General features: G+C 60.8%; 15 protein-coding genes. 14 read left to right on the top strand and 1 reads right to left on the bottom strand.

Annotated features, from left to right (window positions below; genetic code table 11):
• Positions 1–83: 83 nt before the first annotated feature.
• The 5 genes from ACF8EF_RS05330 (at position 84) to ACF8EF_RS05310 (ending at position 3401) form a co-directional block, all read left to right on the top strand.
• A complete protein-coding gene (locus ACF8EF_RS05330) occupies positions 84–560 on the top strand; it encodes a sigma-70 family RNA polymerase sigma factor (RefSeq protein ID WP_176682163.1) in 477 nt (158 codons plus the stop codon).
• A 168-nt stretch (positions 561–728) separates the two neighbouring features.
• Positions 729–1208, top strand: coding sequence for a histidine kinase (locus tag ACF8EF_RS05325; RefSeq protein WP_176682164.1), 480 nt, complete (start codon positions 729–731; stop codon positions 1206–1208).
• A 72-nt stretch (positions 1209–1280) separates the two neighbouring features.
• Entirely contained in the window at positions 1281–2606 is a 1326-nt protein-coding gene (locus ACF8EF_RS05320; RefSeq protein ID WP_392460627.1) for an MFS transporter, read from the top strand.
• Between the two features lie 94 nt (positions 2607–2700).
• Positions 2701–2997 (top strand): type II toxin-antitoxin system MqsR family toxin, encoded by a 297-nt coding sequence (locus ACF8EF_RS05315; protein WP_010954960.1) that lies wholly within the window; start codon positions 2701–2703, stop codon positions 2995–2997.
• A gap of 2 nt (positions 2998–2999) precedes the next feature.
• A complete protein-coding gene (locus ACF8EF_RS05310; RefSeq protein ID WP_003254235.1) occupies positions 3000–3401 on the top strand; it encodes a type II TA system antitoxin MqsA family protein in 402 nt (133 codons plus the stop codon).
• A gap of 71 nt (positions 3402–3472) precedes the next feature.
• Here ACF8EF_RS05310 and ACF8EF_RS05305 read toward each other — a convergent pair whose 3' ends face one another.
• Positions 3473–5155 (bottom strand): electron transfer flavoprotein-ubiquinone oxidoreductase, encoded by a 1683-nt coding sequence (locus ACF8EF_RS05305; protein WP_176682165.1) that lies wholly within the window; start codon positions 5153–5155, stop codon positions 3473–3475.
• Between the two features lie 535 nt (positions 5156–5690).
• On the opposite strand from ACF8EF_RS05305, the gene ACF8EF_RS05300 reads away from it, so the two are divergent.
• The 9 genes from ACF8EF_RS05300 to ACF8EF_RS05260 all read left to right on the top strand — a co-directional run bounded on the left by ACF8EF_RS05300 (position 5691) and on the right by ACF8EF_RS05260 (position 12576).
• A complete protein-coding gene (locus ACF8EF_RS05300; protein WP_392460625.1) occupies positions 5691–6440 on the top strand; it encodes an electron transfer flavoprotein subunit beta/FixA family protein in 750 nt (249 codons plus the stop codon).
• Complete coding sequence (locus tag ACF8EF_RS05295; protein WP_021784840.1) at positions 6441–7370, top strand: electron transfer flavoprotein subunit alpha/FixB family protein; 930 nt, start codon at positions 6441–6443, stop codon at positions 7368–7370.
• Positions 7371–7445: 75 nt separating this feature from the next.
• Positions 7446–8267: an ABC transporter substrate-binding protein gene (locus ACF8EF_RS05290; protein ID WP_176682166.1), complete on the top strand. Its 822-nt coding sequence runs from the start codon at positions 7446–7448 to the stop codon at positions 8265–8267.
• Positions 8268–8276: 9 nt separating this feature from the next.
• Positions 8277–8630 (top strand): DUF4398 domain-containing protein, encoded by a 354-nt coding sequence (locus ACF8EF_RS05285; protein ID WP_176682167.1) that lies wholly within the window; start codon positions 8277–8279, stop codon positions 8628–8630.
• On the top strand, positions 8627–9439 hold the full coding sequence (locus tag ACF8EF_RS05280; protein ID WP_176682168.1) for an OmpA family protein: 813 nt from the start codon (positions 8627–8629) through the stop codon (positions 9437–9439). The genes ACF8EF_RS05285 and ACF8EF_RS05280 overlap by 4 nt, the downstream gene beginning before the upstream one ends.
• Positions 9440–9611: 172 nt before the next feature.
• On the top strand, positions 9612–11054 hold the full coding sequence (locus tag ACF8EF_RS05275) for a PLP-dependent aminotransferase family protein (protein WP_176682169.1): 1443 nt from the start codon (positions 9612–9614) through the stop codon (positions 11052–11054).
• Positions 11055–11118: 64 nt separating this feature from the next.
• Complete coding sequence (locus ACF8EF_RS05270) at positions 11119–11553, top strand: hypothetical protein (RefSeq protein ID WP_176682170.1); 435 nt, start codon at positions 11119–11121, stop codon at positions 11551–11553.
• Between the two features lie 129 nt (positions 11554–11682).
• Positions 11683–11937, top strand: a complete 255-nt coding sequence (locus tag ACF8EF_RS05265) for a YkgJ family cysteine cluster protein (RefSeq protein WP_176682171.1) — start codon at positions 11683–11685, stop codon at positions 11935–11937.
• 33 nt (positions 11938–11970) lie between these two features.
• Positions 11971–12576 carry an START domain-containing protein gene (locus ACF8EF_RS05260; RefSeq protein WP_043195569.1) on the top strand — a complete coding sequence of 202 codons (606 nt, stop codon included), beginning with the start codon at positions 11971–11973 and terminating at the stop codon, positions 12574–12576.
• The last annotated feature ends 12 nt before the right edge of the window (positions 12577–12588 follow it).

Raw genomic sequence — 12588 nt, 5'->3', positions numbered from 1 at the left:
TTATAATTTGTAAGATTGCAAGCTGATATCACACACTCCCGCGCCTCTGCCGCCGTCCAGGCAGGGTGGCGCCAGGTACCGTCGTGGAACATTATTATCGTGAACTGGTGAGCTTCCTTTCCGCACGTCTTGGCAGTCGCCAAGCGGCGGAAGACGTTGCCCACGATGCATACCTGCGGGTACTGGAGCGCACCGACACCGAGCGCATCGAGCACCCGCGTGCCTTCCTCTACCGCACCGCGCTAAATCTGGTGGTCGACCGCCACCGCCGCCACAGGGTGCGCCAGGTCGAGCCGCTGGAGGTGCTGGATAACGACGAGCGCTGGCATACCCCGGCGCCGGCCCACGACATGCAGCAGGACCAGCGCCTGGCGTTGATGCAGCGTGCCCTGGAGGAGCTGAGCAAGGTCTGCCGCGAGTGCTTCTTGCTGCGCAAGCTCGACGGCCTGTCGCACCAGCAGATCGCCGAGCACCTGGGCATTTCCCGCAGCCTGGTGGAAAAGCACATCGTCAATGCCATGAAGCACTGCCGGGTACGCATGCGCGAGTGGGAGTCCTGATTGCCGAGCTAAAGGCAAATGCAAATTCCGTCAGTCAATCACTTGATTTATGCGGCTTTCCCGACTTCTATCAAAGAAGACCACTGCCAGGCATGGCCCTGGCAATAGCCGTTACCGGCGCAGTATGGTCATGGAGCGCACCCATTACCCAACTGCCCAGGTCCCACCATGGCAAACAAGACCCTGCGCATCCTCATCGCCGACGCACACCCGTGCCAGCGCCTGCAACTGGAGCGGTTGCTCAATGGCCTGGGCTATTACCGGATAGCCCCCGTGGATAGCTTCGAGGAGCTGCAGCGCCTGGTGCAATGTGCCTTGCAACCCTTTCACCTGCTGCTGGGCAATATCGAGCTGGCCAGCCATTGTGGCGTAGATCTGGAACGCTTCTGCCGTGTCAGCACGCAAATCCAGCATGCCCTGCTTTACCATTCCAGCCAGTTGAAAGTGCCAGCAGTGCCGCAGACCGAGCGCCAGGCGGTCAGCCTGAGCCTGCCTCAGGCGCCCGATAACGAGGCGCTGGAGACGTTCATGGCAATCATCGACGCCCCGGTGGTGGTCGGCAAGCTACCGCTGCCGGGCACGCTGCCAGCCAGTACAGCGCGGCCACGGCCGCGAGCCAACTTCGCGCATACGGTGTTCAACCGCTAGCAGTGCTGCCGGCGGGGCAATCGGGCAGCTATTTGTTATGCTCTTGCCCTTTGCCGATTTGCGGACCCTGCCATGACTGCCATCGATACCGCTCGCCCGCCCCGGTTCAGCCGCGGCGACCATCGGACCCTGGGCCTGGCGGCGCTGGGCGGCGCGCTGGAAATCTACGACTTCATCATTTTCGTGTTCTTCGCGCTGACCCTCAGCCAGCTGTTCTTCCCGCCGGAGATGCCCGAATGGCTGCGCCTGCTGCAAAGCTTCGGGATCTTCGTCACCGGCTACCTGGCGCGGCCGCTGGGCGGCATCCTGATGGCGCACTTCGCCGACCATCTGGGGCGCAAGCGGGTCTTCAGCCTGAGCATCCTGATGATGGCCCTGCCGTGCCTGCTGATCGGGGTGATGCCGACCTATGCTGACATCGGCTATGCCGCCCCGCTGATCCTGTTGGCCTTGCGCATCCTCCAGGGTGCTGCCGTAGGCGGTGAAGTCCCAAGCGCCTGGACGTTCGTTGCCGAGCACGCGCCAAACGGGCGGCGCGGCTATGCCCTGGGCTTTCTGCAGGCCGGGCTGACCTTCGGCTACCTGCTGGGGGCGCTGACCGCAACCTTGCTGGCGCAATTGTTCACCCCGCAGGAAATCCTTGATTACGCCTGGCGCTACCCGTTCCTGTTGGGTGGGGTGTTCGGTGTGATTGGTGTGTGGCTGCGCCGCTGGCTCAGTGAAACACCGGTGTTCCTCGCCTTGCGCGCGCGCCAGGAGCAACCTGTGACGTTTCCGCTGCGGCGAGTGCTGGGCGAGCACCGCCGGGCGTTGATCCCTGCCGCGTTGCTGACCTGTGTGCTGACCTCGGCGGTGGTGGTGCTGGTGGTGATCACCCCGACGGTGATGCAGCAGCGTTTCGGCATGAGTGCCGGCCAAACCTTCGCCCTGAGCAGCGTGGGCATCGTCTTCCTCAACATTGGCTGCGTGCTGGCCGGGCTGCTGGTCGACCGTGTGGGTGCCTGGCGCGCGCTGATGCTGTATAGCCTGTTGCTACCGCTGGGTATCGGCGCGTTGTACGCCAGCCTGGTGGGGCAGTGGGGCATGACCTGGCTGGCCTATGCGCTGGCGGGATTGAGCTGCGGCGTGGTGGGTGTGGTGCCCTCGGTGATGGTGGGGCTGTTCCCGGCGCAGATCCGAGTATCGGGCATTTCCTTCACCTACAACGTGGCCTACGCAGTGTGGGCCAGTACCACGCCGCTGGCACTGATTGCGCTGATGCCGTGGAGCCCATGGGTGTGTGTCGGTTTTTGTCTGGTCATGGGCGCGGTAGGGCTGCTGACGGCCTTGTATTTCGGGCGTCGTGAGCCATTGGTGTTTGCTGCGGAGCCGATGCCGGTCATGTGCGGCGACAAATGAGCCGGTAACGGCTGCGGGGCATTGGGGCAGACTTCCAGGTGGGGGCTATTGGAATAACCTATTAGCCAAATTTAACCTGGAAGGTTAATTTCTCATGGAAAAGAGAATGCCTCATTGCCCGCTGGAGCGGGTAAAAGCCCTGGCTGCGGCAAGGCGAATCCGTCCTACGGGTGCTGCATTGAAAGGCGCCAAGGCGCTGGGAATGGATTTTCCGGGCATGCTTGAGGTGATCACCAGCTTGAAGCGCACTGATTTCTACAAGAGCATGACCAGCCATATTGACCACCGGGTTTGGCAGGATGTGTATCGCCCGCTTACAGCAATTGGGTACGTTTATTTGAAATTGTCCGTGGTAGACGACGTGCTCATCGTGTCTTTCAAGGAGTTGTAACCATGAGATGTCCAATATGCGGCGGCTCGGAGCTTGCACCTGACATTCAGGGCATGCCCTATAGCTACAAAGGCGAGATGACAGTGATCCCGGAGGTAAGTGGCGATTACTGCTCCGCATGTGGTGAATGCGTACTGAGTCATGATGAAGCCATGCGCGTCAGTCACTTGATGACGGCATTCGAGCGCCAGGTCAACGCAAATGTTGTGGATCCTTCCTTTATTGCCTCCATACGCAGAAAGTTCGACCTCGACCAGCGTGAAGCGGGGGAAATCTTCGGTGGTGGGGTCAATGCGTTCTCCCGGTATGAAAACGGCAAGACCACCCCGCCAGTGGCGTTGGTGAAACTGCTCAAGCTGCTGGATCGCCATCCAGAACTCTTTGAGGAAGTGCGTACTGCCTGATAATGGCAGCCAACAAAAAGCCCCCGGCCCATGAGAACCGGGGGCTTTTTGTTGCCCCAAGGGCAGGGGCGTTACATGTTCGGGTAGTTCGGCCCGCCAGCGCCTTCAGGGGTGACCCAGGTGATGTTCTGGGCCGGGTCCTTGATGTCGCAGGTCTTGCAGTGCACGCAGTTCTGCGCGTTGATCTGGAAACGCTTGTTGCCGTCTTCCTGGGTGACCACTTCGTACACACCTGCCGGGCAGTAGCGCTGGGCAGGCTCGTCGTACAGCGGCAGGTTGCTGGCGATCGGTACGCTCGGATCGGTCAGCTTCAGGTGGCAGGGTTGTTCCTCTTCGTGGTTGGTGCTGGAGAGGAATACCGAGCTGAGCTTGTCGAAGCTGAGCTTGCCGTCCGGTTTCGGGTAGTCGATCTTTTTCGAGTCGGCGGCCAGCTTGAGGCAGGCATAGTCCGGCTTGGTGTCGCGCAGGGTGAACGGCAGCTTGCCACCGAACCAGTTCTGGTCGACATAGTTGAACGCCGCGCCCAGCAGCGGGCCGAACTTGTGCATGGCCGGGCCGAAGTTGCGGCTGGCGAACAGTTCTTCGTGCAGCCAGCTGGCCTTGAAGGCGCTGACATAGCTGTTCAACTGATCGCCGCCTTCGCTACCGGCGATCAATGCGTCGGCCACTGCTTCGGCGGCAAGCATGCCGGACTTCATCGCGGTATGGCTGCCCTTGATCTTGGCCACGTTCATGGTGCCCAGGTCGCAACCGATCAGTGCGCCACCATTGAAGACCATTTTCGGCAGCGAGTTGATGCCGCCCTTGGCCAGGGCACGGGCGCCGTAGCTGATGCGCTTGCCGCCTTCGAGGTACTGGCTGATCACCGGGTGGTGCTTGAGGCGCTGGAACTCGTCGAACGGCGACAGGTACGGGTTGGCATAGGACAGGTCAACGATCAGGCCGACCACCACCTGGTTGTTTTCCAGGTGATAAAGGAACGAGCCACCGGTGTTTTCCTTGGCCACCACGTCCAGCGGCCAGCCGGCGGTGTGCACCACCAGGCCCTGTTCGTGCTTGGCCGGGTCGATTTCCCAGATTTCCTTCAGGCCGATGCCGTAGTGCTGGACGTCGGACTCGCTGTCGAGGTTGAAGCGCTTGATCAGCTGTTTGCCGATATGGCCACGGCAGCCTTCGGCGAACAGGGTGTACTTGGCACGCAGTTCCATGCCTGGGGTGTACAGGCCATCCTTGGGGTTGCCTTCACGGTCGACACCGAGGTCGCCGGTGACGATGCCGCGGACCACGCCGTTGTCGTCGAACAGCGCTTCCTGGGCGGCGAAGCCTGGGTAGATCTCCACGCCGAGGTTCTCGGCCTGCTGGGCCAGCCAGCGGCACAGGTTGCCCAGCGAGATGATGTAGTTGCCATGGTTGTGCATGGTCTTGGGCACGAACAGGTCAGGCACCTTGGTCGCGCTGCCGGCGTCCTTGAGCACGTAGATGTCATCGCGCTTCACTTCGGTGTTCAGCGGTGCGCCGAGCGCTTTCCAGTCGGGGAACAGCTCGTTCAGGGCGCGGGGTTCGAACACCGCGCCAGAGAGGATGTGGGCGCCGACTTCAGAGCCTTTCTCCACCACGCAGACGCTGATTTCGCTACCGGCTTCGGCGGCCTTCTGCTTCAGGCGGCAGGCGGCGGACAGGCCCGCCGGGCCGGCGCCGACGATGACCACGTCGAATTCCATGTATTCGCGTTCCACTGGTTCTCTCCTACTCATCAAGGCTCGTGCTGTTGCTTTGTCTTATGGGTGCGGGGCATTCGCGGCGGTTCTACGCAACGGCGGAACTGTAGCTGGGCAAATGACGGACTACACCGTTTTGTCTTGGCCGCGCATTATATCTACACCACTTGGCGGGTCCAATACAAACGTTTGTTTGAATTTGCCGCAGGCCAGTAAAATCACAGGAACGCGGCTGGAGGGTGACCGATTTGCCGTATTGACCGGAATGGGTGTTACGGTCAAGATACGAGCGGTTTTACGTTCGCCGTAGGCTTGCAGCCGGGCGCAGGTACACCTCTAAAGACCAGGTGTGGAGCAGGGTTTTGCGGGCTTGGGCCGGTTTGTAGTGGAGTTTACACGCCACGACAGGAAATGACCCGTGAGGATTTGTCGCAAGAGTCCGAACGAGACTGTTTGGTCACTGTGAAGTTGCTGCCACCCGATACGTTTTTAGAGGTGCCCTTGTACCCACGCGCATCGCCGGGCATGGCCCCAGGCGACTATCTATTCACCGGAGAGTAACGAGGAATCCATGAAGGTTCTTGTAGCTGTCAAACGAGTGGTCGACTACAACGTCAAGGTTCGCGTCAAAGCGGACAACTCCGGCGTCGACCTTGCTAACGTCAAGATGTCCATGAACCCCTTCTGCGAAATCGCCGTGGAAGAAGCCGTACGCCTCAAGGAAAAAGGCGTTGCGACCGAGATCGTCGTCGTTTCCGTCGGCCCGACCACTGCCCAGGAGCAACTGCGTACTGCCCTGGCCCTGGGTGCCGACCGTGCCATCCTGGTAGAAGCCGTTGACGAACTGAACTCCCTGGCCGTGGCCAAGGCGCTGAAGGCCGTTGTCGACAAGGAGCAGCCGCAGCTGGTCATCCTCGGCAAGCAGGCTATCGACAGTGACAACAACCAGACCGGCCAGATGCTGGCCGCGCTGACTGGCTTCGCCCAGGGCACTTTCGCGTCCAAGGTCGAAGTCGCTGGCGACAAGCTGAATGTCACCCGTGAAATCGATGGCGGCCTGCAGACCGTTGCACTGAACCTGCCAGCGATCGTCACCACCGACCTGCGCCTGAACGAGCCACGCTACGCGTCGCTGCCGAACATCATGAAGGCCAAGAAGAAGCCGCTGGAGACTGTTACTCCAGACGCACTGGGCGTTTCCCTCGCCTCCACCAACAAGACCGTGAAGGTTGAAGCCCCGGCTGCCCGCAGTGCTGGCATCAAGGTCAAATCGGTGGCCGAACTGGTCGAGAAGCTGAAGAACGAAGCGAAGGTAATCTAAATGACTATCCTGGTTGTCGCTGAATACGAGAACGGTGCCGTAGCCCCGGCCACCCTGAACACTGTCGCCGCAGCCGCCAAGATCGGTGGTGATGTGCACGTGCTGGTCGCCGGCCAGAACGTCGGTGGCGTTGCCGAATCTGCTGCCAAGATCGCTGGCGTGGCCAAGGTGCTGGTTGCCGACAACGCGGCCTATGCCCACGTGCTGCCGGAAAACGTCGCGCCGCTGATCGTCGAGCTGGCCAAGGGATACAGCCATGTGCTGGCCCCGGCTACCACCAATGGCAAGAACATCCTGCCGCGCGTTGCCGCGCTGCTGGACGTGGACCAGATCTCCGAGATCATCTCGGTCGAGTCCGCCGACACCTTCAAGCGCCCGATCTACGCGGGTAACGCCATTGCCACCGTGCAATCGAGCGCGGCCATCAAGGTGATCACCGTACGTACCACCGGTTTCGACGCCGTGGCCGCCGAAGGTGGTTCGGCTGCTGTCGAAGCTGTTGGCGCTGCGCACAACGCCGGTATTTCGGCTTTCGTTGGCGAAGAGCTGGCCAAGTCCGACCGCCCAGAGCTGACCGCTGCCAAGATCGTCGTTTCCGGCGGCCGTGGCATGGGCAACGGTGACAACTTCAAACACCTGTACAGCCTGGCCGACAAGCTCGGTGCCGCTGTCGGTGCTTCGCGCGCCGCAGTCGACGCAGGCTTTGTGCCGAACGATATGCAGGTCGGCCAGACCGGCAAGATCGTTGCGCCACAGCTGTACATCGCCGTCGGTATCTCTGGCGCGATCCAGCACCTGGCCGGCATGAAAGACTCCAAAGTGATCGTGGCGATCAACAAGGACGAAGAAGCGCCGATCTTCCAGGTGGCCGACTACGGCCTGGTCGCTGACCTGTTCGAAGCGGTTCCAGAGCTGGAAAAGCTGGTCTGATCCGCCTGCTTCACTTATAAAGAACCCGGCCCTCATTTTGAGGGTCGGGTTTTTTTATGGGTTGAGGAGTAAGGCATGACGTTGCGCGGAACGGGCAGGGTGCTGGCATGCGTGGCGCTGTTGCTGCCGCCACTGGCGATGGCAGCAGGCAAGTGCGAACGCCTGGTGGCGACTGGCAGTCCTGATGCGCCGCCCTATTCCTGGCAAGATCCGAAAGATCCCAGGCACCTGATAGGCGCCAACGTTGACCTGTTGCGCCAGGTGGCTGGCGAACTGGGTGTGAAGGTCGAGGTGCTGAGTGCTGGTCGCCGTGATCAGGCGCTGGAAGAGGTACGCAGTGGGCGCATGGACCTGCTGCTCGACACCCCTATGCAGGTGGAGCAACTGACCGCGCTGGACTACATCCATCCGCCGTTGCAGCTCAATGAGTACCTGGTGTGGACCCGCCATGATGCAGTGGTGATCTTTGATGGCCCGGCCGATCTGGCCAGGTACCAGGGCAGTTTGTCTGACCGTGCGCGCCTGACCCCGGCCTTTACGGCGTTCGCCAAGGCCCAACTCAAGCTGGTGCCGGCGCAGAACCTGACCCAGGCGTTCCAGAAGCTGGTACTCGGCCAGGTGGACTATGTGCTGGCTGGCCGTTACTCCGGTATGGCCATGGCCCAGAGCCTGGGCATGAGCAATGACCTGATAGCCCGCGGCTTGCCGGTGGACAGGCCGGGCCTGTACCTGGCGCTGTCGCACAACTCGGCGTGCAATGACAGCTGGTTGCGTGGGCAATTGGCAAAAAAACTGACAGAATTGCCGATCTCTGGTGCATCCGAAGCTGTACTGCAACGTAATCTCGAGCGCTGGAAAGCGCAGTTGCAGGTGCCGGCGGAAGCCCCCAAACACTAGGAAGATTGCGTGAGAACCCAACCACTAATCCTTGCCCTGGCCGTGCTCGGCCTGGCTGGCTGCGCCAATGATCCGGCCCCTGACGAGCAGATGCGCATTTCCGAACAGGCACTGGACCAGGCCAAGGCCGTCGGCGCCACTGAGCAGGTCGAAACGCTGAAACTGGCTGAAGACAAGCTGGCCCGCGCCAAGGCCAACATGCTTACCCAAGACTACCGCGATGCGCGCATGCGCGCCGAGCAAGCCGAGCTGGATGCACGCCTGGCCGAGGCCCAGGTGCTGAACCAGAAGAGCGAAGAGCAGTTGCAGGTACTGCAGTCGCGGATCAAGCGCTTGCGCAAGCAGTTGGAGGTGCAGCCATGATCCGGCGTACGCCTTTGGCTGCACTGGTATTGTTGGCGCTGACGGCAGGCTTGCAAGGTTGCGCCAGCCAGCGCAGCAGTGCCGCGCTGGATGAGGCCGCTGTCGCCTTCCAGGGGGTCAAGGATGATTCCGATGTGCTGCGCAGCGCGCCGCGCGACGTGATTCGCGCGGGTGAATCGCTGGCCCGCGCCGAGCGCTTGTCCAGCTACATCGGCACCGGTTCTGATGTGCGGCATTATGCGTACCTCAGTCAGCGCTACAGCGAGATTGCCAGCGAGCATGCCAAGCTGGCGCTGAACCAGGAACGCCAGGCCAAGCTTGACCTGGAGCGTCAGCGCCTGCAGCTGGCTTTGCGTGAGGCCAAGCTGGCCAGCGTGCAGCAGCAGGGCCAGTGGGTCGAATCGCAGATTGCCGCATTGGCTTCGGAACAGGCCGACCGTGGCTTGGTGATGACGTTGGGCGATGTGCTGTTCGATACCGGCAGTGCCGACCTGAAGAACTCGGCCAGCCGGACTGTGCTCAAGCTGGTGCAGTTCCTGCAGCTCAACCCGCGCCGGGTAGTGCGCATCGAGGGCTATACCGACAGCACTGGCGCGGGCGAGGACAACCTTAAGCTGTCGCGCGATCGGGCGCAGTCCGTGGCCGACATGCTTGTAGACCTGGGTATCGACGAAAAGCGCCTGCAGGTTGAAGGTTATGGCGATCAGTACCCGATTGAGGCCAATGCCTCGGAGCGGGGCAGGGCGCAGAACCGACGGGTTGAGATCGTATTCTCCGATGACAAGGGGCGGCTCGCGCCAGCGCGCTGAGTCTTTCGGAAAAGGGGCCGCTTTGCGGCCCGTTTTATGTCGGTTTAATCGTTTCGATAGCTGCCACGCTGTTGTATTGTCGACTATGTTGCAATCTGTCCCAGTACACTTTGCAACTGTTACGGTATCCTTTACCGTCAGTGACCCGTACAAGAACAACGAGCATGTCGACATGACCAACCTGCTGCTGTACCAGCGTATCGCCCAGCAACTGGCCGATGATATCCGTCGCGGTGTCTACCAGCCAGGCGAGCGGGTACCCTCCGTGCGCAAGATGAGCGCCCAGCTCAATGTCAGTCATGCCACGGTGTTGCAGGCCTATGCCAATCTCGAGGACCAAGGGCTTATCCGGGCGCGGCCGCAGTCTGGCTACTACGTGCACCAGACACCTGCCTTGACCGCGCAAACGCCGGACATCGCCCGGGTGGAGCGCCCCGGCCTGGTCACGCGCGCCAGCATCATTCAGCAGGTGCTGACTGAGGCGCGTCGCGATGGTGTGTTCCCGTTTGGCGCTGCAGTGCCGCATGTCGACTACCTGCCCGTGCGCGCCCTGCATCAGCAAATCGCCAAGGTGACGCGCTTCCATAGCCCGCGTGCCTTCAGCTACATGTTCAGCCCTGGTTTCGAGCCGCTGCGCCGACAGATCGCCATACGCATGCGCGATGCCGGCGTGTTGGTCGACCCGCGTGAAGTGATCGTCACCCATGGGTGTGTAGACGCCCTGCAGATGTCGCTGCGTGTGCTGACCCGTCCAGGTGACCTGATCGCCGCCGAGTCGCCGACCTATTACGGCTTGCTGCAACTGGCTGACCTGCTGGGTTTGAAAGTGATCGAAATTCCCAGCGATCCGTCCACCGGTATCAGCCTCGAAGCCTTGCAATTGGCGGCTAACCAGTGGTCGATAAAGGCTTTGGTGCTGACTGCGCGCTTGAGCAACCCGCTGGGCGGCACCGTCCCGGAAGAGCGGCAAAAGCAATTGCTGCGACTGGCCTCGGACTTCGATATCCAGATCATCGAGGATGACATCTACGGTGAACTGATGTTCGAGCAGGGCAAGACCAAGGCGCTGAAGGCGTTCGACCGGCTGGACCGGGTCATCTACTGTTCGAGCTTCTCCAAGACGTTGTCCCCCGGCGTGCGCGTTGGCTGGATGATCGCGGGGCGTTATCAGGACGAGATTCAGCGCTTGCAGACTTTTACCACCCACTCGGCCTGCAGCGTGACGCAGATGGGGGTGGCAGCCTACCTGGAAAATGGCGGCTACGACCGGCATCTTCGCTTCATGCGCCAGGAGTATCGCAAGAACCTCAGCGCCTATCAGCTGGCAGTGCAGCAACACTTCCCCGAGGGCACCCAGATGACTCGGCCGACAGGTGGCTTCATCCTCTGGGTAAGCCTGCCGGGTCGGGTCAATACCCAGGAGCTGCATGTGCGCGCGCTGGAGCAGGGTATCAGCATTGCACCAGGACTAATATTCAGTAACACAGAGCAGTTCAACCACTGTGTACGACTCAATTGCGGCATTCCATGGAATAAAGAGGCCGAACGGGCTGTGATTACGCTCGGTTTGCTGGCGCAGCAGTTGTGCAGGGAGACTGCGGTCACGCTTTTGTAAGGCTTGCAAGCCGTCTGTGGAACAGGGAGCATACGCACTTTTCCTGCCAGTCTGTCCATTTGCCATGAACGCTTCGCGCTGCTTCGTTCTGATCGTGTGCCTTTTGCCGTTCTGCTGCCCGGTCGCCCCCGCTTTGGCTGCGCAACCGGCAAGCCAGGCTCAGGCCGCTCAGGGTAAGCAGGTGCCAAAAAAGGCGACAGCCAAGCCCGCGCACAAGCCGCTCAGCAAAGCGGTTGCCAAACCATTACCCAAGACGGAACTGGACCTCAGCCTGCCAGTTGATATGGTCAACAACCTTGAGCCGAATGTGGGTGCGCCTTCGCCAATCCAGCGGCGCAAACCATTGTTGCCGCCCATGTTCACAGAAAGACCAGAGACCAATGACAGCCCGTTCCAGCTCAATGGTCGGCTGATCAACAACGAAATGCAGCTGCAACTGCGCAATGACAGCCGTCATGACGTGGAAGGAGCAGCCATCGATTTCGAGTATCGCCAATAGGCGCGAACTGACTGCCGGGTCACAGCAGATTTCATCGTGCCAGCAATTTCAAACGTCTGTTTGAGCCGTTACTATCCAGGGACGTTCGTCCCGTTTTGTTCCAGGGAGTCCTGATTTTGGTGAACAGTCATGAAATGCCGTGAGGGCTGTGGTGCCTGCTGCATCGCCCCGTCCATCACTTCTGCGATGCCGCGAATGCCCAATGGCAAGCCGGCAGGAGAGCGCTGCCTGCACCTGACTGCGGCCAACCTTTGCGACCTGTTCGGCAAGCCTGAGCGGCCCGCGGTGTGTGGTGGTTTCAAGGCAGATGTCGAGGTGTGTGGCAGTGATCGTGACGACGCTATCAGGATTCTTGGCTGGTGGGAGCAGATGACGGCGGCGTGACAGGCTGGATCTTCGACAACAAGGATAAACATGATGAGATCGTTCAAGCGTATTGCACTGCTGTGTGGCGTGGGTGTTCTGCTGTCGCCTGTGGCCTGGGCTGAAAACTGGCAAGTGGCCAAGGACGAGGAGGGCATCAAGGTGTCCCTCAGTGAGGTGGCCGGGTCCAAGTACAAGGCCTATCGCGGTGTGACCGTGATCAAGGCGCCGCTGGCCAAGGTCGAGGCGCTGCAGGAGGACGTGTCCGGGGCCTGTGCCTGGATTCACGAATGCAAGTCGCAGAAGCTGCTCAAGCACGAAGGTGACCAGAGCTGGACCTATACCCAGTTCAATACGCCATGGCCGGTGACGCCGCGTGATTCCGTGCTGCACATTACGACCGTCAAGGAGGCGGATGGCAGCCTGACCCGTAACCTGAAAGAAGAGCCGACTTACCTGCCGGAAGAGAAGGGTTTTGTTCGGGTGGCAAAAGTCGACGGCTTCTGGAAGCTGGTGCCCAAGGGTGACAGCACTGAAGTGACCTACCAGGTGCACACCGAGCCAGGTGGTAGCGTGCCGGCGATGGTGGCCAACAAGTTCGTGGTGGATGCGCCGTTCAATACCCTGAAAGGGCTGCGCGAGCGGGCGGAGAAAAACTGAGGTTTTGTGGTG

It is taken from the genome of Pseudomonas sp. zjy_15, assembly GCF_043101865.1.
GTDB classification, from domain to species: Bacteria; Pseudomonadota; Gammaproteobacteria; order Pseudomonadales; family Pseudomonadaceae; genus Aquipseudomonas; species Aquipseudomonas putida_Y.
Note: the sequence above shows the minus strand (reverse complement) of the source record. Positions and strands in the feature narration are given on the sequence as shown.